The organism is Paenibacillus sp. SRL342 (genome assembly GCF_984798905.1).
This window is the reverse complement of sequence record NZ_OZ481790.1, coordinates 4,361,677-4,382,699: the sequence shown is the minus strand read 5'-3', so window position 1 is coordinate 4,382,699 and position 21,023 is coordinate 4,361,677. Positions and strand designations below refer to the sequence as shown.

Here is a 21,023-nt window from a genome sequence, read left to right as displayed (position 1 = left end):
GTGCTTGGAATGAGTCCATCAGAACAATTTATGCCGGCCTTTCTCGAAGAGGTCGTTGGGGACCGTTTCGGTCGCTACTCCAAATATATTATTCAGGATCGAGCCATTCCGGATGTCCGGGATGGGTTGAAGCCAGTACAACGGCGTATTCTGTACGCCATGTACGATTCAGGTAATACGCCTGACAAGACTTACCGCAAGTCTGCCAAAACCGTTGGGGACGTAATGGGTAATTATCATCCACATGGTGACTCATCCATCTATGAGGGCATGGTGCGGATGGCTCAGCCATGGAAAATGGGCCATATGCTCGTGGACGGTCATGGTAACTGGGGATCACAGGATGATGACCCGGCAGCGGCGATGCGGTATACGGAGGCCCGTTTGTCGCCCATCGCGATGGAGATGCTTCGCGATATCGAGAAACGGACGGTTCTGTTTAAGGATAATTTTGATAATACGGCCAAAGAACCGGTTGTATTGCCATCCCGTTATCCGAACTTGCTGGTTAATGGCGTCAGCGGCATTTCCTCTGGATTTGCAACGGAGATTCCTCCACACAATTTGCGTGAAGTCATTGATGCTTCGATCGCTGTGATGGAGAAACCGTCGATTGAGCTGGACGAAATCATGATGTTTATGAAGGGTCCTGACTTTCCAACAGGCGGATTGATTATGGGCGGTGACGGCATTCTGGATGCCTATCGCACAGGTAAGGGACGGATCTATATCCGGTCCAAAACCGAGATTGAAAACATGCGCGGTGGCAAACAGCAGATCGTCATTACCGAAATTCCTTATCAAGTCGTGAAATCTCGTCTGGTTACAGCGATGGAGAACATCCGACTTGAGAAGAAGGTTGAAGGTATTGCCGAAGTGCGTGATGAGAGCGGACGTGAAGGTCTGCGAATCGTGGTTGAGTTGAAAAAAGAAGCGGACGCACAAGGTATTTTGGCTTATTTGCTGAAGAAAACCGACCTGCAGGTCACCTATAATTTCAATATGGTTGCGATTGTGAATAAAGCACCTCATCAATTAGGATTGAAATCGATTCTCGAGGCTTACATTGCCCATCAGCGGGAAGTTGTAACATTCCGTACCCGGTTTGAGCTGGAGAAGGCGCAAGACCGTGCACATGTGCTCGAGGGCTTGGTAAAAGCACTTAACATCCTTGACGAGGTCATTGCAGCGATCAAAGCGTCGAAGAACCGGCAGGATGCTCAGAATAACCTGATGTGGATGTTTGGATTCACGGAACGCCAAGCGGATTCCATCCTTACGTTGCAATTGTACCGTTTGACGAATCTGGAGATCAATTCTCTGGAGAAGGAACTCGGTGAACTGATGAAAAAGATTGCACAACTACAATCCATTCTGGATAGTGACCGCAAGCTCATCGGAGTCATCCGCAAAGAATTGATGGAGATTCGCGATAAATACGGAATAGACCGTCGTTCTGCGATTCAGGGTGAAGTGGAAGAACTCAAGGTTAATCTCGAAGTACTTGTGAACGCGGAAGATGTATTTGTTACGTTATCCAAAGAAGGATACGTGAAACGTACAGGCATGCAGTCCTTTACACGTTCTGGTGGTGAACGGAGCGGAAGTGGTGTGAAAGACGGCGATTATATCGCTCAGGTTCTGGAAGTAAATACGCTTGAGAACTTGCTTGTCTTTACGAGGAAAGGTCAGTACTTCCTGTTACCTGTTCACCAGGTACCTGAATTCAAGTGGAAAGATCCAGGCACAGCCATTGTGAATGTCATTCCCCTTGCGAAAGATGACCGTATTGCAAGTGTGCTTGCTGTGAAATCCTTTGAAGAGCCAAATCACAGTCTGGTCTTCGTTACGCGAAGAGGACAGGTGAAACGAACGGAGCTGAAGGATTACGTTACCAAGCGTTCCGGTGCAGTTGCGGCTTGTAAAGTGGGCAAGGAGGATGAAGTGTTATCTGTACATCTAAGTACAGGTGGTCAAGATATTATGTTGATTACAAAAGAAGCTATGGCGATTCGTTTCCGAGAGGATGAGGTTAATCCAATGGGACGTGTATCCGGTGGTGTTCGTGGTATTCAGTTAAGAGATACAGATGAAGTTGTATCCGCTCTATGGGTAGAAGGAGATGAAGGTGAAGTTGCCGTGTTGTCCGATCTGGGATATGGTAAACGATCATTACTTCTGGATTACGCTATACAGAGCCGTGGAGGCAAGGGGCTTGCCACATTCGAGTTCAAAGAAGGCAAACGTGTGAAACCGAATGGTAGCCGTATTGCTGGAGCGTTTTATTGCAAAGAGCAACGTAAGATCACTGTAATGACCAAAGAAGGCCAAGTGTTCCCGATCTCTTCGGAAGGTGTTCCGATTAGAGAGCGCAAACATATTGGCAAGCTGATCGTTCATGTGGATAAACAGGACGAGATCGTTGAACTTCTAAGGGACTTCAATGAGAATCAACCAGCATCATCTTCATAAAAACAAACAAACGAGACTTTTCGCAGAACAGCTAATCCTGTCATGCGAGGAGTCTTTTTTTGTTGTTCGAAGGCGGATTAGAAGAGGGCATTCATGCGAAGTTTAACAACCTTCGTCGATTACGGTCGATCGCTAGGAAATTGAAAAAAGGCAGCAGGAATGCGGCTTTGGAGCGCGAAAACTTAAGCAGGTGAAGTGATAACCGGTTGCAGAGAGGAGCGATGGAAGATGTATAATTCCGATTTTGCCAAGTGCTGGTCCAGGTTGACCAAAGATTATAAATTGCATATGGATCAAGAGCTGGCACCCTCATTAACGGAGGCTCAGCTGGCTGTTCTGGAGGTACTTGAAGATCATCAGAAGATGAAACCTTCGGATCTGATTCCTTATCTGTCGACTACGCCAGCTGCTGTAACCATGCTGCTCGATCGAATGGAGAAAAATGATTTGATTCGCAGGAATCGGGATAATCAGGATCGACGCATTGTGTGGGTATCTCTGTCAGAGAAAGGAAGAATGGAAACAGAACGGGGAATCACCATCCGTAATGAATTCATGAACTCTGTTCTCAGTAACATTTCGATGCACAATCAACAATTGCTGGTATATCTGTTAGGCAAAATGACCTCACCCAAGACCAAAGAGCCTGCCTTATCTACTTCGGTATGATACCATGCTGATTCTTCTGAATAACCATAGGAGTGCCTGCTCGTTTCATGCAGGAACCCTATGGTTATTTTATTTACAAATTACATATGATACAGACTGTGTCCAGGTTAGTTGAGTAAAGGCATGGATGTAACACAGTTAGTATGTCCTAATATTATTTTTGTGAATTCATATGTAAAGAGTTGACTATGTAAATATTTTTGTTATAATAAATAATTGTTCCCCTGATATTTCGTGTACGAAATATTATATTCCAAAAGTAAAAGGGTGAATCAATGACTGATACGTATGAAGTATTCTATATTATTAATTCGTTCCGCCAAGTGAATCAAATGCTTTTTCGAGCATTTTGGAATGAAAACAAGGAGATCGAGCTGACTTCGATCCAGTTTATGGTGTTATCCATCCTGAGGGAGCGTCCTTCCATTGGCATCAACGAAGTGGCTGAGCTATGCCATATGGGCAGCAGTTCCATGAGCGCTGTTGTGGAGCGGCTCGTCAAAGGCGAGTATATCGTTCGCACACGTTCAGATGCTGACCGCCGATCCGTTAAGCTTCAGATTACGGATAAAGGGGAACAGGCCCAACAGGAAACGCACCATTTGTGGATGGAAAGAGTGTCACCCATTCTGGATATATCGAAGGAAGACCTTGAGCACCTACTTAGAATTCATAGTCAAATGATTGAAAAGTTAGAAGGAAGAGAGATGAACAACATATGAGTACGACTACTGCTGCAGCTCCATCCTCAGCGATGGACAACATCAAGAAAGGCCCGATTGTAGCGGCATTGTTAATTGGTGCCTTTGTGGCATTCCTGAACCAAACCCTGATGAACGTAGCACTTCCTAAAATCATGGAAGACCTCGCGATCAATGCAAACAAAGCCCAGTGGTTAACCACGGGTTACATGCTTGTGAACGGTGTACTGATTCCGGTTACGGCATATCTGATTGCCAAATTTTCAACGCGTCAAATTTTCATTACAGCCATGACTCTATTTACCATAGGTACATTAGTCTGTGGTCTTAGTCCAACCTTCACCATTCTGATGGTAGGTCGTGTCATTCAAGCGGCAGGTGCAGGTATCCTGATGCCTCTGATGACCGTTGTATTCCTGACCATCTTCCCGATTGAGAAACGCGGTCAGGCCATGGGAACCATGGGGATCGCGATGATTCTGGCTCCTGCGATTGGGCCTACACTTTCAGGTTATGTGGTTGAGCATTATTCCTGGAGATTGTTGTTCTACATCATCTTGCCATTCTCTATTATTGCAACGGCAATTGGTATTGCTTTTGTCAAAAACGTAACACGTCAATCCAGACCTAAACTGGATTATCCAGGCGTTATTTTATCTACACTAGGTTTTGGTAGTTTGCTCTACGGATTTAGTGATGCGGGTACCGATGGATGGGGCAGTGCAATTGTCATTGGATGTCTCGTCGTAGGTGCGATATCCCTGATTCTGTTCGTTATTCGTCAACTGACAACAGATCATCCGCTCCTCGAGTTCCGTATTTTCAAGTACAACATGTACACATTAACAACGATTATCAATATGCTCGTGACAATGGCGATGTTTGCAGGTATGATCCTGCTTCCTATTTTCCTGCAAAACATTCGTGGATTCTCACCGATTGAATCAGGACTTCTGATGATGCCCGGTGCGATATTGATGGGGATTATGTCCCCAATTACAGGTCGCATATTTGATAAAGTGGGCGCACGCTGGCTTTCGGTTGCGGGTCTTGCCATTACGGCGATTACAACTTTTGGACTGAGTCGTCTGGCAATCGATACGACCTACGGCTACATGATGTTTATCTACACGGCTCGTATGTTCGGTATGTCGATGCTGATGATGCCAATCCAGACAGCAGGTCTGAATCAACTGCCTCAACGTCTGAACGCGCATGGTACAGCGATGTCCAATACATTGCGTACAGTTGCCGGTGCGATCGGTACAGCCATTCTGGTTACTATCATGAGTAGTAAGCTCAAAACACATCTGGCGGATGCAGTGGCTGCTGGCCAAGTTGACCCTAATAATAAGACAGCGATGTTAGCAGCTACAGCAGATGCAACGATTTACGGTGTTAACTATGCATTCATCGTGGCTACAGGAATGACCGTGGTTGCTTTGATCATGGCGTTCTTTATTCGGAAAACAAAACCAGCTGTTGAACCTGTTACTGTAGAACAGGAAAAAGCGACGGCTACAGCGTAACGAACATCAGATAAAAAAACAAAAAAGAGAACTCTAGCAGTTGAAAAGGGGTACCCCTAACTGCTTGAGTTCTCTTTTTTTGGTGTGCGCCATAGGAGGAGAGCACTTTTATTATTCGTGCTGGATCGTTGGATCGATAAGAAATACAGGATCGGGCTCATGACCGAACTGTTTGAGATTAATGGTTCCGTTTAGTTGAAACTCCACACCTTCGCTAATCAGTTCTGTTTCCTGCATCATGCGCGAGTGTTCATCTGGTATGGAGATTTCTCCTTTTGCATTGACGACACGGTGCCAGGGCAGACGTTCCTTGCGGCTCATCGAGTGCAGAATACGTACGACTTGTCTCGCAGCTCTTGGACTTCCGGCATGGGCTGCAATCTGACCGTAAGTCATCACTTTACCTTCGGGAATCGCCGCGATGATCGCAATGACTTGTTTGGTAAACGGGGTCACTAGGATGTCTCCTTTCTGTAAATTAGTTAATTAGCAGAAAATATGAAAAAACGTGTCGTTCAGATACAGAATCTGAACGACACGTTGTATGGACAGATGTAACCTGATCCTGTGCACTTATAGAGGTTGTTCAAAAAAACCGCTTTTGATTACGAATGATGCCTATCGGCCTCATAAGCATCGAATATGGAATTCAGCCGAAATGTCCGTTGCTCACGTAGCTTTTCTACGCTCCGCTACTCCATTTCTATCTTCATCCCATCTTCTCGGTACTGAAAACCAGTCTTTTTGAACACGTACTTATTGAGGTTGTCCAAAAGCCTTTTGGTACACGGCAGCGGGCCATTCTGCCCATGGGAATTCTCTTGCAGGTAAAGATTGCAGAATAACTTCTTCCTTGGTAACTGGATGAGGAAAAGCTGCAATCACAGACCATAGAGCAATCTGTTGCCCGGGTTTATTCACGCTTGCGCCGTATTTCTGATCCCCGTACAGAGGACAGCCCATTTCTTTCATTTGCACCCGAATCTGATGAGATCTGCCGGTGTGCAGTTCGATATGAATGAGACTGTATCGATCTGTTTCTCCAATAACCTGGTAATCCAGAACGGCATCCTTACCGCCAGCCGTACCTTTAGGTACAACAGTAACAGTATTTGTACGTGCATCTTTCAGGAGCGTGTGTTTTAACGTTCCCTGCTGTGCAGGCAACTTGCCGTGTACAACAGCTGCATATATTTTACGGAAATGACGTCCCCGCACAGTCTCGGACAATCTCGAAGCTGCTTTGGAAGTCTTGGCAAAAATCATTGCCCCTCCAACAGGACGATCAAGCCGGTGTACTAACCCGAGATACACATTGCCAGGTTTGTTGTATCGTTCTTTCAGATCCTGCTTCAGCAATGTAAGCAAATCCGGATCACCTGATGAATCTTCCTGGGTAGGTACATTGACCGGCTTCGTAATGCCTAACAGATGGTTGTCTTCGAACAGAACCGGAATCGCATCGTGGTCATGCCGATGTTCTGACATGATTAAGACTCCCAACGGCCCAGAATACCACAAGGCAGATCAAGACCACTACGTGTGATTGGCAGACCAATTTCACCTGCAGTAATGTCACCACCGTACTGAGCAGACATCGTCATGGTCAACATGTTGCGCAGAACCGTAGAGGAAATGCCCGTAGTGTAGGAGTTAACCAGCATGAATAATGGATTATCCGACAAGATTGTCATACAAGACTTCAAGAAAGGATATAGGTTCTCTTCCAGTTTCCATGTCTCTCCATTAGGGCCTCGGCCATATGAAGGAGGGTCCATAATAATGGCGTCGTAACGATTTCCGCGACGTTGTTCCCGTTGTACGAATTTGAATACATCATCTGTAATAAAACGAACAGGGCGATCAGCCAGTCCGGATAATTGAACATTTTCCTTGGCCCATTGAACCATGCCTTTAGCTGCATCCACATGCACAACAGAAGCGCCAGCGTAAGCTGCGGCTACCGTTGCTCCACCTGTATAGGCAAACAGGTTCAAGACAGAAATAGGGCGTCCTGCATTGGAGATTTTATCCATCATCCAGCTCCAGTTGGCAGCTTGTTCAGGGAACAGGCCAGTGTGCTTAAAGCTGGTAGGTTTAATGTGGAATTTCAGGTTTTCGTATCCGATCGTCCAACGCTCGGGAATGGGCTTTTTCATATCCCAGTTACCGCCACCGGAAGAGCTGCGATGATAGTGACCATGCACCTGACGCCATTCATTGGTTTCTTGCTCAAGGGGCCAGATAATCTGTGGATCGGGTCTGCGTAAAATCACATCTCCCCAACGCTCCAGTTTCTCGCCGCCTCCTGTATCGATTACTTCATAGTCCTTCCAATTCTTAGCTACGTACATAATGATTTATCCATCCTTCAAAAGTCATTTGGATACTATTGTACAACAAAAAAGGGCTTGTACGCCAGTTGGGGGACGGGAGTGCACCATATACTGAAAAACAAAGATAACCAAAAATTTAATTTGACAATGATAATCATTATCACATATGATTTTGTTAATCCAAAATTCATTCTTTCTTCATGAAGAGAATATAACATGATCAAACTAAAGCGAGGGAAAAATAGATGGCTAAATTGTTAGTGGCTTATGCAAGCATGACGGGAAATACAGAAGAAATTGCAGAACTGATTGTGGAAGGAATTACACAGGGAGGCCACGACGCAGATCTGAAATCCGTAACGGATTGTAATGCATCCGATGTATTGGACTATGACGGATTCATGATCGGTGTGTACACCTGGGGAGACGGGGAGTTGCCAGATGAATTCCTTGATTTCTATGAAGAGTTGGATGAGCTTGACTTGAGCGGCAAGAGAGCAGCTGTGTTCGGTAGTGGTGACACGTCTTATGAGCAGTTCTGCGGAGCGGTTGATCTCGCGGCTGCCAAGCTGCAAGAGCGTGGGGCGGAGGTATCTCCAGAGATGTTGAAAATTGAATACAGTCCGCTTGAGCAGGAGAAGGAAACATGCCGTGACTTTGGCAAACGCTTCGCTGCTGCCGGATTAAAGGTATCCTAAAGATCATGTTAAGACATAATGTTCAGGCAGCGATACCATTGGGAAGGAATGACCTTCCTGGACGTCTGCTTGAAGATTACAGATTGGAAGAAATGCTGCGCAGCCCACACCGATTCATCCGCCCTGAACCAGTGTCTGAGCAGCGTTCTCCACTGCAATGGAGGCATCGTGTACAATATGCGGTGAGTCACGCGGTCAATTCCTTTTACAGTCTCGACCCCGATGTTCGCAAAGAGGTACCTGTACAGTATTTACTTGAGAAATGGTGGCCCAGAAAGACGGATGGTTTCGAATCTGTTCTCCATTACTGGGATGTGAAGAACAAGATTACGGATGAATTGTCACTCGCCATTGCAATGAACGATGATCTGAAGCATCCAGCCATTCTTTTTGAACAGTGGAGAACGGAGTTACCTTCATTATCCATGCATTTATCGATGATATTCCAGGCGGCTTGGCAACCAGAAGGCTGGGATTCGCTGCTTATTCAGAAATATATGGTTGTCCACGATCCAAACGTAGTTGAGGCGTTTCAGCATATGGTCAGTGCATTCTGCTGGGAAGCCTTCGGTAAATTACCGGGTATGATCGAGATATACTGCTTGTTGGAAGGACGCAAAATTAGGTACATCCCTGGACGCCAGTCTCTGATCCGTTCCATGGACTACATTCGCTTGATACGTGACAGCATGCCTCAAGCAGAAGTGTTGGAGTCAGAACAGTTTACGACGCGTGATAAAGCGCGCATCCACGAAGAGGTGGATCGCTGGAGAACGGAAGCCGTTGAACCGAAGAAAACATGGTTGATGTGAAGGCGATTGAAGGATAAAGATATATCATGCAGATAGAGGAGGGGAAGTTGCCATGTCTACCGGTCTAAGTCAAGATATAAGCAGTGGTAAGAGACGTGCAGGAACTTGCGAATTCAGTCCGTTGCCAGTACCCCAGTCGGTTATACGAAAGCTGCTTGATGAAGCAGATCCTTCATTATATGTGATGAGTTCAGAACCGTGGAGGTTTATGTTGTTTGCAGGCGAAGGACGACAGCTTTATCTGGAAGCGGTCAGACAGAGCTATCCACCCCATCTGGCTGATCGCTACGGCGATTGGGCTACATATCAATACACGGAAGCAATTCCAACCCATCTGGTTGTCGTGGCGCATAGAAATGCCCGTGAGGATGATCTTCTGCCGGCCAAAGCCTGGAGCAAACGCTTTAGTATTCTGGCTGCGGAACAGGGGTTGAATGCTGTCTGGAAGATCAATGATTATCAACAACATCCTGTGTTTATGAATTTGATGGGTTTGACAAGTGAAGAGAAGGTGCTGGGGGTATTCCATATCGGTTACGGAGACCAGCCTGCATTGCGGGATATGGATGCAAGCAGACCAGCCTCTGAACTGATGACGGTCTATGACCATCTGGTATAAAAAAAGATTCATTAGTTCTCTTATTTGCTGGTGTTGAATAGAAAATCACGAACGAGCTGACGATTTGTCTGATCTTTCTTGTAAACGGAGAACAACCGATTGGATACCGTAAGGACATTTCCAAAAAAGAATCGTTCGAATTGGGTCTGTCTGCCCCCGAATGATCCAGCCCCAAGCTCCCAGATCAGGCGGAACAGAGCGTTGCGTTCGTGAGAAGCCATATCGTTCCCTTTCAGATATATATTCAGTGAAGGAGCGATATCGGATTGAAACTCTTCTTCCTGAGGGATCATAATCACACCGCTCGAACCCAAGAGCTGCAGAATTTCAATCATCTCAGGATAAAGTTTCGGAAAAAGGAGATTGGCTGCCATCAATGGTTTGGGAGCAGGTAATACAAATCCTCTTCCGTCTGGTATTGCACCTGCCTCCGCGGCCAAGGCCAATGCTTTTAACGATTCAAGACCTGCGAACACACGCGCGGTTTTCTCGACAACATGTGCTTCCGTATTCAGATCCAGCGTATCCGTGAGAAGCTGGATTGTACCGAGAACAAATTCCGTTTTGGCAATATAACGACACAATACCTGATGACCTGCGTGAATATGAAAGTTACTACCACTGAAGAGACGCGAGGACATTTCCTCACTTCCTGCAAAAAATATTCGTTCATGCGGAACGTGCACCCGGTCAAAGATGACGATATTGTCCATTTCTTCATATCTGGAACTCAAGGGATAATTAGTGTGAGATTCGGCTGCGTAGGTATCCCTGCAGACCAGACTGATTCCCGGAAGATCATTGGGGACAGCAAAAGAGAATGCAAATGGATTTTCGTCATCAAATGGGGCGGGAGAAGGTGACGGATAGACAAAAATCTCATCCGATGTGGCTGCTTGTGTAGCCATCATGAATGCTCCGCTAATGATGAGGCCTTCCTCGGTGCGATCTACGACCTTTGCAGCAATAGCATCTTCAGTAGCATCCAGTTGCCCTGAGATTTTGCTGGCATATGGCTGAATGAAGGCATGGGATAGCGTGATATCATGATCACGGCAATACGCATAATAGTTCTTGAGATTTTCTGCATATTGGGGAGATAGTTCGTTCAGGAGATCGGCACCTGTGTAAAAGGACATTATGGCTGTATTCATGTAATCGGGTGAGCGACCAAGAAAGCCATGATGCACATTTGTCCAGATATTCATCCCTTCCCGTCGTTTACGGAGGTCGTCGGCACTGGTTGGAGGCAGGAAGGATATGCCCACAGGTTTGCCGTCTGCCGGGGAGGCATACGTCATCGTTTCTGCAAATTTAGGATCAGATTGCAGATCATACATGTGCATCTGAGTCTCCATTAAACCAGCAAATGCTACATGTTCAGAGCGTTTTCCAGTAATAAGGTTACCTTTGTACCAACAAGGGACGGACTGTGCATCAATTCGTTCGCTATACTGTGTACCACTTTTAACAGGCATTGTTATTCACCTCTTGGTTCTAATCGTTCATAGGCATACTGACTTCTTACGTAGTGTACGTAGGTCATCTGTCCAATGTGCATTGAAGAGGTGAGAAGGATTTTTACAGAATAGGGCTTGATAATAATTATCATTCTTGTTACAATAGACAAAGAAAAAAGGAACCGGTAAGGGCTCCTTTAAGTGAATCACATGAAATTACTTATTTTACTTCAAAAGTCTTACAGTCTGTTTCAGCAGACTGACTTGCTTCTTTGTTACTGTGACTCACGATGTAGATCGAGGAAGCATTACATTTGTTCTCTTGAGCCCAGTGACGACAGGAATTAACTTCACACAATACGTCTTTTGCCATGATTGTTAACCTCACTTTAAATGGATTACAGTCGTTGGTATAAAGAATCCGGATATAACAAGTTGCCGCTTGTCAATCTGGAAAATTTTGTTGCTCTCACGAATCTAGAGGGCTTTTTTGCGTTATACACAACGATGCACACTTAGAATAGCAAATTTAATTGAAGCTTGCAACCAAATGCCCCCATCTGTGGCAAAATAGTGGACGTGCTGTGGTTATATTTGCAAAAAGGCAGTAGTATGTTATTATTTAATAGTAATAATTACGATTAAAAGTCTAATTGATTCTATATAAATTGAACTAAACATTTACACGAAACCAGAGAGGGCAGAAAGAACCTGAAGAAGCGGAGCGTTCGCCTTTATCCCCGGATTTCCCCTCAAGGAAATAACCAAAAAATCTGGGGATAACAGCGATCGGAAGGTTGTTCTGTCATCGAAGTGGTCAGTGTAAATATTCATTAGTTCAACTTAAATAACTTGAATCACGGACTGAAACCATAAATGAAGGAGCATGTGAATACATGAGCAAAATAAATCATATGAATCGGATTCCCCGAGCGAAAGGGATTGATATGGCTGCTTTTTACACGCCAAAAGAGTGTGGGCGAAAAGCCCAGCATATTGTATTTTCCGCAGAAAATGAGCGTATCATTGATGAATTTATCACCATTCTGGGCATGAAAGAGAAGTTCAGGGAGCACGATGTATCGATCCCCAACAAAATGGTCATGTTCGGGCCACCCGGTACGGGAAAAACATTAACGGCTTCACATCTGGCGGAGCGCCTTGATCTGCCATTGGTACTTGTGAGATTAGATGCAATCATTCATAGTCATCTTGGGGAGACCGGAAGTAATGTACGCAAGTTATTCGAATATGCACGTATTAATCCCTGTGTACTATTCTTGGATGAATTTGATGCCATAGGCCGGACACGTGAGAGCAATGATGAAGTGAAAGAGATGGCTCGTGTCGTCAATACGTTATTGCAATGTCTGGACGAATTCGATGGGGACAGCATTCTGGTGGCTGCAACGAATCTGGAAACCCAACTGGATCACGCCATTTGGCGGCGGTTTGATACCAAGATGACCTACGGTATGCCTGATGATTCGAGTCGCAAATTATATATCAATAAGTTGGTGGGATCATTTGAACAGGAGACTCGGCTGGAAGATTACATATGTGAACACTTGACTGGGTGCAGTTATGCGGATATAGAGCAGATCGTTTTGAAAGCAAAGCGGAAAGCAATCATTGCCAGTAGTGCACTTCATAAGCAATTGATCTCGGATGCTTACGATGAATACAGACCACGTGTATTAGAGTGTTGACTGTTTCCGTTTTGGATAGTTTGGATAAAGCAACAAGGAACACGTTGAACTAGCCCAGTCTCCTGAATGGAGTTCTGGGCTAGTTGTCATGTTAGCGAGGTGCGTTATACTTTAACGGCTGCTCCGTATGCTTTTTCTGTATTCATGGCTTCTTGTGTAGCAGTCCAGCGTGGCAGGCTTAATCTGAACATGCTGCCTTCCGGGCTGCTGGAGACAAGTGTCAGTTCACCACCCTGTTCCTGAGCGAGTAGACGGCTATATGTTAATCCTAGACCCAGACCGCGGTTACGACGTTTTTTGAGTTCTCCACGATAGAACCGTTCGAAGATTTTGGGTTGTTCTTCGGCTGCGATGCCTGTGCCGTGGTCCTTAACATCAACGTACAGCATCTGTTCTTCTACGCGTAGATAAATATCGAAGACAGCCTTTTGTTCAGGAGCTGTGGCATGAAGTGCGTTATTAAGCAAATTGACAAGGATCTGCTGAATGCGGAGAGCATCCCCCATGGTAAAGAAGTTAATTGGAGGGGCGTGCAGCTGAACCTCTGGCATTTTGTCCTCGTACGCAATCTTCCACTGATAGATGATCTCACCGACCAACAGCTTCAGATCCGTCCGTTCCTTGCGAACGGCAACACTTCCTGCAGCCATGGCATTATAGTCAAGCAAATCTGCGACCATTCGCTCCATGCGTTCAGATTCCTTCAAAGCGATATCCAAAAATTCTTTTCCTTCCTGTGGACTCACGACATCGTCACGTACTGCCATAACGAGCCCCTTGATGGAAGTTACCGGTGTCTTGAGTTCATGACTTACCCCTGCCAGCGAAAGTGTACGCCATTCTTCGAGTTGTTGGAGACGAGTAGCCATATCGCGAAATGAATTTACAAGTTCATTGATCTCACGCTCTCGTGTATTCAAGTCAAGACTCACATCATAATTGCCACCTCGAATCTGTTCAGCGGCATAGGCGACCTGACGAATCGGTCTGGATAACTTTTTGGACAGGAGATAGATTGTAAACCATCCACAGAGGATTAGTCCTCCGAGGATTAGAGCCACGAGCCATATCGTCTCTGGACCAAATGTAATGGATTGTTTGGACTGCATGACCCACACTTTACCCAAGGTTTGATCGCCTTCGGATATGTTGACCGTTACACCTGCATATTTGTTGTTCCGCGGTTCAAGATAGTCGTCTGACAGTCGATAATGCACATCTTTTTGCTCCATTTTAGGCTGGGAAAAAATCAATTGATTGTTGTTGTCCAAGATCATGACACAAAAATAATGATCTGTGTTGAATAGTTTCTCTCGTTTGGTTACCAGTCTGTCCAGATCGGGTGGAACCCGAAGCATATTGTTTTCACTAGTGACTTGATCAGCGATCTCCAGACCAAGCAGTTCTGCGGTTTTGAGGCTTTTTTCAATAGAGGTTGTTCGAATCCAGTAAAGTGCGCCTGCCACAATAATCGTGAAACCAATACACAAAATGAGAAAATATCGCAGTGTCCAGTGTGACAAAATGGATATGGTTCGTTTGGGTTTCTTTGGTTTCAGTTGGCGATCCAAAATTGATACCCCATTCCTCGTAACGTCCGAATTTCTCCTGTTTCGGGCAACCAGTGGGAGAGGGCCTGGCGCAGTCGTTTAATTGATAAATCCACAGCACGATCACTCCCGTCATAATCCATCCCCCATACCTGCTCAATAAGATGATCCCTGGTAAACGTCCGATTCGGATAATCGGACAGGAATAGCAGTAACGACAGGTCACGAGGTGTGAGTGCAACCTCTGCACCGTTCAGCAGCACCTGCTTGGCAGCAAGATCAATGACGAGATTTCCAAAGGAACGCTTCTCTTTGCCACCTGAGGTCCAATGTGGATTACGGCGCAACACCGCATTAACTCTGGCGACCACTTCTTCCGGTACAAAAGGTTTGCTCATATAATCGTCAGCACCGGCATTTAGTCCGTTGAGACGGTCTGAAATGTCATCCAGTGCAGTTAGCATGATCACGGGACAAGCACTTTTTTCACGAATAATCCGCAGCAGATCCCATCCGTCCATTCCTGGCAGCATCACATCAAGTAATACAAGGGAAGGCGTTACGGTATCAAAAAGGGTAAGTGCAGTCGGTCCATCTGCTGCATGATGAACTTCAAATTCTGCTTTTCTCAGATAAGCAGCCAATACTCGTGCAATAGCTTGCTCATCCTCGACGATAAGTATGGATTTCAAAAAAAGCGTTCTCCTTTCGCTTTGTAAACTTGTACTGATTTTACATGAGCCAGAGCGTAAAGCCAATCCTGTATTACGGATTTCAAAAAAATATGGGACTTGTCTTATCTTGACTTCTTCCTGACACATTCAATTGATATGATTCACTCCAAGAAGCAACCTAAACAATCATGTACTGGAGGAAACATAGAGATGAACAAGAAAGCAAAAGCATGGCTTATTACAGGTGTAGCGGCGGTTGCCGTAATCGGTGGCGGTGGTTACTATATCACAAACAGTTACTTGGGTAATAACGTGGAGATTGAACAGGTGCTTCCTGCGAGCACAGCGACATCGACAACAGCTGTAGATAGCACAGGAACGGTTGTGACCAATGAAACTGCTGGAGCTGAGCAACTGAATGGAGACTGGAGCATCAGCGAAGGTTCCAAAGTATACTTCTCCGTAACCACATCACAGGAGACAGTTAACTTTGTGGACGATAAGGTAACAGGCAATTGGACCATTAATGTTGACGATGCTGCTCAGATGAAGGCAGAAGGACAGATCGAGATGGACGGAATTGATTCCGGGAATGGACAGCGTGATGGTCACGTGAAGCAAGCCGATTTCTTCGACATTGCTACACATCCACAAGCTACATTTACAGCGACTTCATTCGAAGGGGTACCTGCGGAATGGCCTGTCGGTCAAACGGTTGATATCAAAATGAATGGTACCATTACGGTTAAAGGTATTGAAAAAGAAGTAACTTTTGATGCAAAGGCTGCTTATGAGAATAATGCAGTATTGTTATCGGCGACATCGATGGTAACATTCGAAGATTTCGGAATGGAAAATCCACACTCCGTTGTGCTCTCGACAGAAAATGATATTCAGGTACAGCTTGAATTGAAACTTTCTAAATAAGTGTAGCAACGATTTATCTGAAAATCTGTTCTGTTCTGCCTTAGGGTGGGCGGGCAGATTTTTTGCTTTCTTTTGCAAAATAGTGTGATCGATATAGCTCAAATGTAACTGTCACAGGATCATATTGTTAAAATAACTGCTGTTTCCTTTGGATTATGCCGTGTCGCCTATCGCTATTAAGCGCTTACAATGAGGAGGATTCATAACATTCATTGATCCATGCACAATCAAACACAAAAAGGGGGAGATCAAGAGTGAATAAGAGGTACATAAGCGGGTGTCTGGTATTACTGATGCTATTCTGTGATCTGGGGTTAATGGTTCGTCCAGCGGCTGCAGAAGATGCAAAAGTGAACGTGGCACTTAACAAGGCGGTTACGGTAAGTGAGCAAGATCTATTGTATGAGGGACAAAAAGAAAAGGCGGTGGATGGTGATGTGAATACTCACTGGAGTGCGAGCTCACCTTCTTCTGAAAGCAATCCTCATTGGTTGACCATAGACCTAGGTGCGCCATATGAGCTTTCCGGAGCGGAGTTGACTTGGAAGGACAAAGACCAAGTTGTAAAATATTTGATTGAAGTGTCTGATGATGGTAACAACTGGTCGACTGTTGTGGACCAAACGACTAACGAAATAAAACAGACTGTTGCTAGTGAAGAATTCCAGACCAGTACATCTGTCCAGTATGTGAAGGTTACGATTCCGTACTATGCGGGAGCAACTTGGTGGCCTGGGATATCCGAGCTTAAAGTCTGGGGAGAAGAGGAAGAAATTGATCCAGCAACCATTACAAGTTACGATCCCGTTAAGGTCAATACAGTAGCTGGGGTTGCACCTGTTCTGCCTACAAAAGTGACAGCGAAGTATCTGAACGACAAATCTGGTTCGGTTCCAGTAGAATGGGACAGTATCGACCCTTCAGAGTACGCAAATGCGGGCAGCTTTACCGTGACGGGTGCAGTATACGGTGCTTCCTTACCAGCAGAAGCTAATGTAACGGTAGGGGGATATCGAACGGATTATGTTAGAGGAGTAGATATCTCTACTTTAACAGCGATTGAGGATAACGGCGGCAAATACTTAGATAGTAATGGCACAGAAAGGGACTTGCTCGATATACTCAAGGACCGCGGTGTCAATTATGTGCGTCTTCGTCTGTGGAATGATCCACAGAAATCAGGGGGATACAACGACAAGGACGATGTCATTCGTTTGGCCGAGCGGGTGAAGAAAAAAGGTATGAAGATCCTGCTGGATTTCCACTACTCGGATGAGTGGGCGCACCCGGGCCAGCAGCTTCGTCCCAAAGCTTGGGAAGGTCTTTCGCCCGAAGAGCTGAAGCAGGCCGTATACAACTATACGGTTGAAGTTGTGGGAGAAATGAAAGCTAAGGGCGCCATGCCTGATATGGTGCAGATCGGTAATGAGATCAACAGTGGTGTTCTGAACGGCTTGAGCAGTGACGTGGATTTCGAGCAAAATGTTGCATTGCTAAAAAGCGGAGTTGATGCTGTACGTGCAGTAGAAGGAGAGATCACCGATAACGCGGATAAGGTGAAGATCATGATTCATCTCGCAGAAGGCGGCAAGGCGGATACGTTCGACTGGTATTTCAGTGAGCTGGAGAAACGCGAACTGAAGTACGATATCATCGGACTTTCGTATTACCCGTTCTGGCATGGGACGTTTGCAGATGTACAGAAAACGATGAATGAAGTGTCAGCCGAGTTTGGCAAAGATGTCATTATCGCTGAAACGTCCTATCCGTTTTCCTACAAAAACGGGGACGCTCATGGAAACATCATCGGATCGGACGAAGCGCTTCATGTTGGGGGAGCAACATTCCCTGCAACGGTACAGGGGCAATATGATGCTATTGCTGGCATTATGGATATGATTGCTGACGTGCCGGAAAACCGCGGAGCAGGCTTCTTCTATTGGGAGCCCGCGTGGATTGCCGCCAATGTAGGCTGGATTGATTCCGAGGGAGATGCATGGGAAAATCATGCCATGTTCGACTATGATGAATTTCCGGGGAATGGTGGATACTCCTACGAAGGACGTGCCTTGCCATCACTGGATGTGTACAAACGCGGACTGGAGCTTCTGCCCGCAGACCGCCAGCAACTGGATGCGGCACTTACACGAGCCAAATCATTGGTACAGACTGATTTTACTCCAGAAAGCTGGGTGACTCTGGCTCCGGCAATCTCGGCAGCGAATGATGTATACCAACAGGCATACACGCCGGGCGGGGTGAATCAAGCAGATACAGATGCAGCGACAACAGCATTGGAACATGTGATGCAGCAGATGCAGGTTATCACCCCGCAGCTTGACGAGCTCAGAGCTAAAATAGCGGAAGCGCGTACGTATCAGCAGACTGACTGGTCTGCGGCCACTTGGGGGGTATTGACCAAAGCGCTGGAAGGCGCTGAGCAGGTCTTGAATGATCCAAGAACAACACAGACGGATGCGAATACAGCGGTTAAACGTTTGCATGATGCCATTCAAGGTCTATCCAATGTGGACAAAACACAACTGCACCAGTACATTCAACAAATGCAGCAGCAGACTAAATCTTCCTATACACGCCGGAGCTGGTCTGTGTTGGAACAGTCTTTGCAGGCAGCGATCCAGGTCCGAGATAACAATGCTGTTGTCCAGTCTGAGGTCAATTCAGCACTGAGTACGTTGAAACAAGCCTTTACTAATCTGGTCTCTCTGGAGGCTTTAACAACGGGAAAAACGGCAACGGCTTCAAGCAGTGCAGGGACAGGAGGCAATCAAGCCAACTCTCCTGAAGGTGCAATTGACAACAATCCGAACACTTCATGGGGGACCGATAAGAGTATTGACAGCTTGTGGCAAGTGGATTTGGGGCAAGTCGCAAACCTGCGCAAGATCGAGATGTCGATGTGGAGTGGCGGCATCAAATATACGATCGAAGTGTCCAATGATAACAAAAATTTTGTGAAAGTAGTGGACACCACAAGTGATGTTGTTGTATCGACCGCACCTAGCCATGTACTTCCAGAGGGCACGGAGGGACGTTATATTCGGGTAATGATTAAAACAGGTCCCACATGGGTAGGATTCATGGAATTTGAAGCATACGGTACGTTCCCGGCAGACAAAACTGCACTGCAAGCTACTGTAGATGCCTCTGAGAAATTAAAACAAACCGAATACACGACATCAAGCTGGAATGTATTTAGTAAGACGCTTTCTGAAGCGAAGGCATTCATTCTGGATGTTGAATCTTCAACGCAAGATGTGAGCAATGCGGATCGTGCGTTACAAGATGCTGTGAGTAAGCTTGTACGTCAAGATGGTACACCTGGCCCTGGCCAGCCCTCACAACCAAGTGTACCATCCCAACCATCCAACCCGGGAACAGCACCATCGACGGGGAATCCGTCTGTAACACCACCGGTTGGATCAGGTACTGTACCAGAGAAGGGTTCAATAACGGTAAAAGGAACAGCAACCGGGGAAGACAAGTATTCGATTCGTCCAGATGTATTCCTATTAACTCAGGCACTGCAATCCATGGATATAGGAAATCGTACGTTGAAACTGATTGCAGATGTGCCTGACACAGCCAAGAAAGTCACATTTCAGTTGGCTGCAAGTCAACTGGCAGCATGGATTCGTTCCGAGGAAGTGAAATCCCTGGATGTAGTTGTAGGACAGACTACTGTTCGTGTTCCTCTAAAATCACTCCCGCTAACTATTGCGGAGACTGCAGGAACGTTCGACATCGTAGTGGCAACAGGATCGACAGATACACTGTCCACATCTCAAAAAGCAACGATAGGTAATCATGCAATTGTTGATGTGAATTTGTTAATGAACAATAAGCCATTGCAATGGACAAACAGAGCGGTTGAAGTTGCTCTATCCAATGTGGAGCAACCTAAAAAGAATGATGTAGTGATGGTTGTACATTCCATATCTCCAAGTGGGGAAATGAACCCTGTTACGTATTCCAAGTACGATGACAAGACGAAGACGATGGCGTTCAAACCGCTGGAATCCGGCAGTTATGTCATTGCAGAAGTTGAAGTGCCATTACTTGATCTGCAAAATCACAATTGGGCCCTCCAAGAAGTGCAGAACCTATACGGTAAGGGGATTATTACGGGGATGAGTGCAACTCGTTTTGCCCCGCAAGGTGAACTGACCAGAGCACAATTTTTGCAAATGATTATTAAAGGTATTGGTGATACACGTAAGCCGGATCCATCTATTTCGATCCCAACAGATGTGAAGGATGGGCAGTGGTATGCCGATTCAGTACGACTTGGAATTGAAATGAACATTATTCAAGGCCGAGCAGATGGAAGCTTTGGAGCCAATGAACGTATTTCACGAGAAGATATGGCCGTTATGCTGAATCGAGTGCTGCAGGTTGTGCAACATGATCAGGATGCGACCAATGCTGCACAAGGAAATACGGTGTTTGTAGACAACGCTGAGATCGCTGGTTATGCGAAAGAAGCTGTAGCCTCGATGCAACAACTTGGACTGTTAAACGGCATGCCTGATGGCACGTTTGCTCCGAAAGAAACGGCGAACCGTGCACAAGGGGCTGTTGCAGTCGCCAGACTGATGGAACAACTCTATTAGAGATAGTTCAAAAAGTCCGCTTTTGATTACGAAAGGTGCCTGGTTGCATCATCAACACGCATGAATAGAAAAAACAAAGCAGGTAAAGAGATCGGATCATATGATCCGGTCTCTTTATTTTTTGCGGAAAAAAAAATGGGGGTTCAGACTTCATCCCTTTCTCTAAATAGGCATATGAACATTTTGTTAATGTCGTATTGACAATATCGAATTCGTTTGTTATCATTTCGATA

At 45.8% G+C, this 21,023-nt stretch carries 17 protein-coding genes; 10 read left to right on the top strand and 7 right to left on the bottom strand.

Annotation, left to right across the window (positions count from 1 at the left end; all coding sequences use genetic code 11):
* Nucleotides 1–9 precede the first annotated feature (9 nt).
* The 4 genes from gyrA (at nucleotide 10) to AC4E8D_RS19100 (ending at nucleotide 5,371) form a co-directional block, all read left to right on the top strand.
* Nucleotides 10–2,472: a DNA gyrase subunit A gene (gene gyrA / locus AC4E8D_RS19115; RefSeq protein WP_490205080.1), complete on the top strand. Its 2,463-nt coding sequence runs from the start codon at nucleotides 10–12 to the stop codon at nucleotides 2,470–2,472.
* 228 nt (nucleotides 2,473–2,700) lie between these two features.
* On the top strand, nucleotides 2,701–3,141 hold the full coding sequence (locus AC4E8D_RS19110; protein ID WP_221820408.1) for a MarR family winged helix-turn-helix transcriptional regulator: 441 nt from the start codon (nucleotides 2,701–2,703) through the stop codon (nucleotides 3,139–3,141).
* Nucleotides 3,142–3,416: 275 nt separating this feature from the next.
* Entirely contained in the window at nucleotides 3,417–3,863 is a 447-nt protein-coding gene (locus AC4E8D_RS19105) for a MarR family winged helix-turn-helix transcriptional regulator (protein ID WP_036613308.1), read from the top strand.
* Nucleotides 3,860–5,371 carry a DHA2 family efflux MFS transporter permease subunit gene (locus tag AC4E8D_RS19100; protein ID WP_047843512.1) on the top strand — a complete coding sequence of 504 codons (1,512 nt, stop codon included), beginning with the start codon at nucleotides 3,860–3,862 and terminating at the stop codon, nucleotides 5,369–5,371. Before AC4E8D_RS19105 ends, AC4E8D_RS19100 begins: the two co-directional genes overlap by 4 nt.
* Nucleotides 5,372–5,482: 111 nt before the next feature.
* Here the strand turns inward: AC4E8D_RS19100 and AC4E8D_RS19095 are convergent, their stop codons facing one another.
* The 3 genes from AC4E8D_RS19095 to AC4E8D_RS19085 form a co-directional block, all read right to left on the bottom strand.
* Nucleotides 5,483–5,827: an MGMT family protein gene (locus AC4E8D_RS19095; RefSeq protein WP_490205079.1), complete on the bottom strand. Its 345-nt coding sequence runs from the start codon at nucleotides 5,825–5,827 to the stop codon at nucleotides 5,483–5,485.
* 300 nt (nucleotides 5,828–6,127) lie between these two features.
* Complete coding sequence (locus tag AC4E8D_RS19090; protein WP_490205078.1) at nucleotides 6,128–6,859, bottom strand: RluA family pseudouridine synthase; 732 nt, start codon at nucleotides 6,857–6,859, stop codon at nucleotides 6,128–6,130.
* Between the two features lie 2 nt (nucleotides 6,860–6,861).
* Nucleotides 6,862–7,725, bottom strand: coding sequence for a class I SAM-dependent methyltransferase (locus AC4E8D_RS19085; RefSeq protein WP_017687801.1), 864 nt, complete (start codon nucleotides 7,723–7,725; stop codon nucleotides 6,862–6,864).
* Nucleotides 7,726–7,952: 227 nt separating this feature from the next.
* On the opposite strand from AC4E8D_RS19085, the gene AC4E8D_RS19080 reads away from it, so the two are divergent.
* Genes AC4E8D_RS19080 through AC4E8D_RS19070 form a run of 3 tightly spaced genes read left to right on the top strand, consistent with a single transcriptional unit; the run spans nucleotide 7,953 to nucleotide 9,836 of the window.
* On the top strand, nucleotides 7,953–8,405 hold the full coding sequence (locus AC4E8D_RS19080) for a flavodoxin (RefSeq protein ID WP_490205077.1): 453 nt from the start codon (nucleotides 7,953–7,955) through the stop codon (nucleotides 8,403–8,405).
* A 5-nt stretch (nucleotides 8,406–8,410) separates the two neighbouring features.
* Nucleotides 8,411–9,217: a hypothetical protein gene (locus AC4E8D_RS19075; protein ID WP_490205076.1), complete on the top strand. Its 807-nt coding sequence runs from the start codon at nucleotides 8,411–8,413 to the stop codon at nucleotides 9,215–9,217.
* Between the two features lie 52 nt (nucleotides 9,218–9,269).
* The gene (locus tag AC4E8D_RS19070) at nucleotides 9,270–9,836 is read left to right on the top strand and encodes a nitroreductase family protein (RefSeq protein WP_490205075.1); all 567 of its coding nucleotides are present in this window, start codon (nucleotides 9,270–9,272) and stop codon (nucleotides 9,834–9,836) included.
* A gap of 20 nt (nucleotides 9,837–9,856) precedes the next feature.
* On the opposite strand, the gene AC4E8D_RS19065 is transcribed toward AC4E8D_RS19070, so the two are convergent.
* Both AC4E8D_RS19065 and AC4E8D_RS19060 read right to left on the bottom strand, forming a co-directional pair.
* On the bottom strand, nucleotides 9,857–11,314 hold the full coding sequence (locus tag AC4E8D_RS19065; RefSeq protein WP_490205074.1) for a 4-hydroxyphenylacetate 3-hydroxylase family protein: 1,458 nt from the start codon (nucleotides 11,312–11,314) through the stop codon (nucleotides 9,857–9,859).
* A 202-nt stretch (nucleotides 11,315–11,516) separates the two neighbouring features.
* Nucleotides 11,517–11,669: a DUF1540 domain-containing protein gene (locus AC4E8D_RS19060; RefSeq protein ID WP_076209985.1), complete on the bottom strand. Its 153-nt coding sequence runs from the start codon at nucleotides 11,667–11,669 to the stop codon at nucleotides 11,517–11,519.
* Between the two features lie 523 nt (nucleotides 11,670–12,192).
* Here AC4E8D_RS19060 and AC4E8D_RS19055 point away from each other — a divergent pair.
* Complete coding sequence (locus tag AC4E8D_RS19055; RefSeq protein ID WP_490205073.1) at nucleotides 12,193–13,005, top strand: AAA family ATPase; 813 nt, start codon at nucleotides 12,193–12,195, stop codon at nucleotides 13,003–13,005.
* Nucleotides 13,006–13,109: 104 nt separating this feature from the next.
* Here the strand turns inward: AC4E8D_RS19055 and AC4E8D_RS19050 are convergent, their stop codons facing one another.
* Complete coding sequence (locus AC4E8D_RS19050; protein ID WP_490205072.1) at nucleotides 13,110–14,576, bottom strand: HAMP domain-containing sensor histidine kinase; 1,467 nt, start codon at nucleotides 14,574–14,576, stop codon at nucleotides 13,110–13,112.
* A complete protein-coding gene (locus AC4E8D_RS19045; protein ID WP_339297238.1) occupies nucleotides 14,561–15,247 on the bottom strand; it encodes a response regulator transcription factor in 687 nt (228 codons plus the stop codon). Before AC4E8D_RS19045 ends, AC4E8D_RS19050 begins: the two co-directional genes overlap by 16 nt.
* Nucleotides 15,248–15,439: 192 nt before the next feature.
* Between AC4E8D_RS19045 and AC4E8D_RS19040 the strand changes: the two genes are divergently transcribed.
* Both AC4E8D_RS19040 and AC4E8D_RS19035 read left to right on the top strand, forming a co-directional pair.
* Nucleotides 15,440–16,156: a YceI family protein gene (locus AC4E8D_RS19040; RefSeq protein WP_490205071.1), complete on the top strand. Its 717-nt coding sequence runs from the start codon at nucleotides 15,440–15,442 to the stop codon at nucleotides 16,154–16,156.
* Between the two features lie 254 nt (nucleotides 16,157–16,410).
* Complete coding sequence (locus tag AC4E8D_RS19035; RefSeq protein WP_339304751.1) at nucleotides 16,411–20,790, top strand: glycosyl hydrolase 53 family protein; 4,380 nt, start codon at nucleotides 16,411–16,413, stop codon at nucleotides 20,788–20,790.
* Nucleotides 20,791–21,023 lie beyond the last annotated feature (233 nt).

Bases quoted from the DNA above. Each gene is read 5' to 3' on its own strand.
- AC4E8D_RS19055 (WP_490205073.1), top strand. From the start codon at position 12,193: ATGAGCAAAATAAATCATATGAATCGGATTCCCCGAGCGAAAGGGATT.
- gyrA (WP_490205080.1), top strand. From the start codon at position 10: ATGAGTCCATCAGAACAATTTATGCCGGCCTTTCTCGAAGAGGTCGTT.
- AC4E8D_RS19085 (WP_017687801.1), bottom strand. From the start codon at position 7,725: ATGTACGTAGCTAAGAATTGGAAGGACTATGAAGTAATCGATACAGGA.
- AC4E8D_RS19065 (WP_490205074.1), bottom strand. From the start codon at position 11,314: ATGCCTGTTAAAAGTGGTACACAGTATAGCGAACGAATTGATGCACAG.
- AC4E8D_RS19100 (WP_047843512.1), top strand. From the start codon at position 3,860: ATGAGTACGACTACTGCTGCAGCTCCATCCTCAGCGATGGACAACATC.
- AC4E8D_RS19040 (WP_490205071.1), top strand. From the start codon at position 15,440: ATGAACAAGAAAGCAAAAGCATGGCTTATTACAGGTGTAGCGGCGGTT.
- AC4E8D_RS19090 (WP_490205078.1), bottom strand. From the start codon at position 6,859: ATGTCAGAACATCGGCATGACCACGATGCGATTCCGGTTCTGTTCGAA.
- AC4E8D_RS19060 (WP_076209985.1), bottom strand. From the start codon at position 11,669: ATGGCAAAAGACGTATTGTGTGAAGTTAATTCCTGTCGTCACTGGGCT.
- AC4E8D_RS19105 (WP_036613308.1), top strand. From the start codon at position 3,417: ATGACTGATACGTATGAAGTATTCTATATTATTAATTCGTTCCGCCAA.
- AC4E8D_RS19110 (WP_221820408.1), top strand. From the start codon at position 2,701: ATGTATAATTCCGATTTTGCCAAGTGCTGGTCCAGGTTGACCAAAGAT.
- AC4E8D_RS19070 (WP_490205075.1), top strand. From the start codon at position 9,270: ATGTCTACCGGTCTAAGTCAAGATATAAGCAGTGGTAAGAGACGTGCA.
- AC4E8D_RS19080 (WP_490205077.1), top strand. From the start codon at position 7,953: ATGGCTAAATTGTTAGTGGCTTATGCAAGCATGACGGGAAATACAGAA.
- AC4E8D_RS19075 (WP_490205076.1), top strand. From the start codon at position 8,411: ATGTTAAGACATAATGTTCAGGCAGCGATACCATTGGGAAGGAATGAC.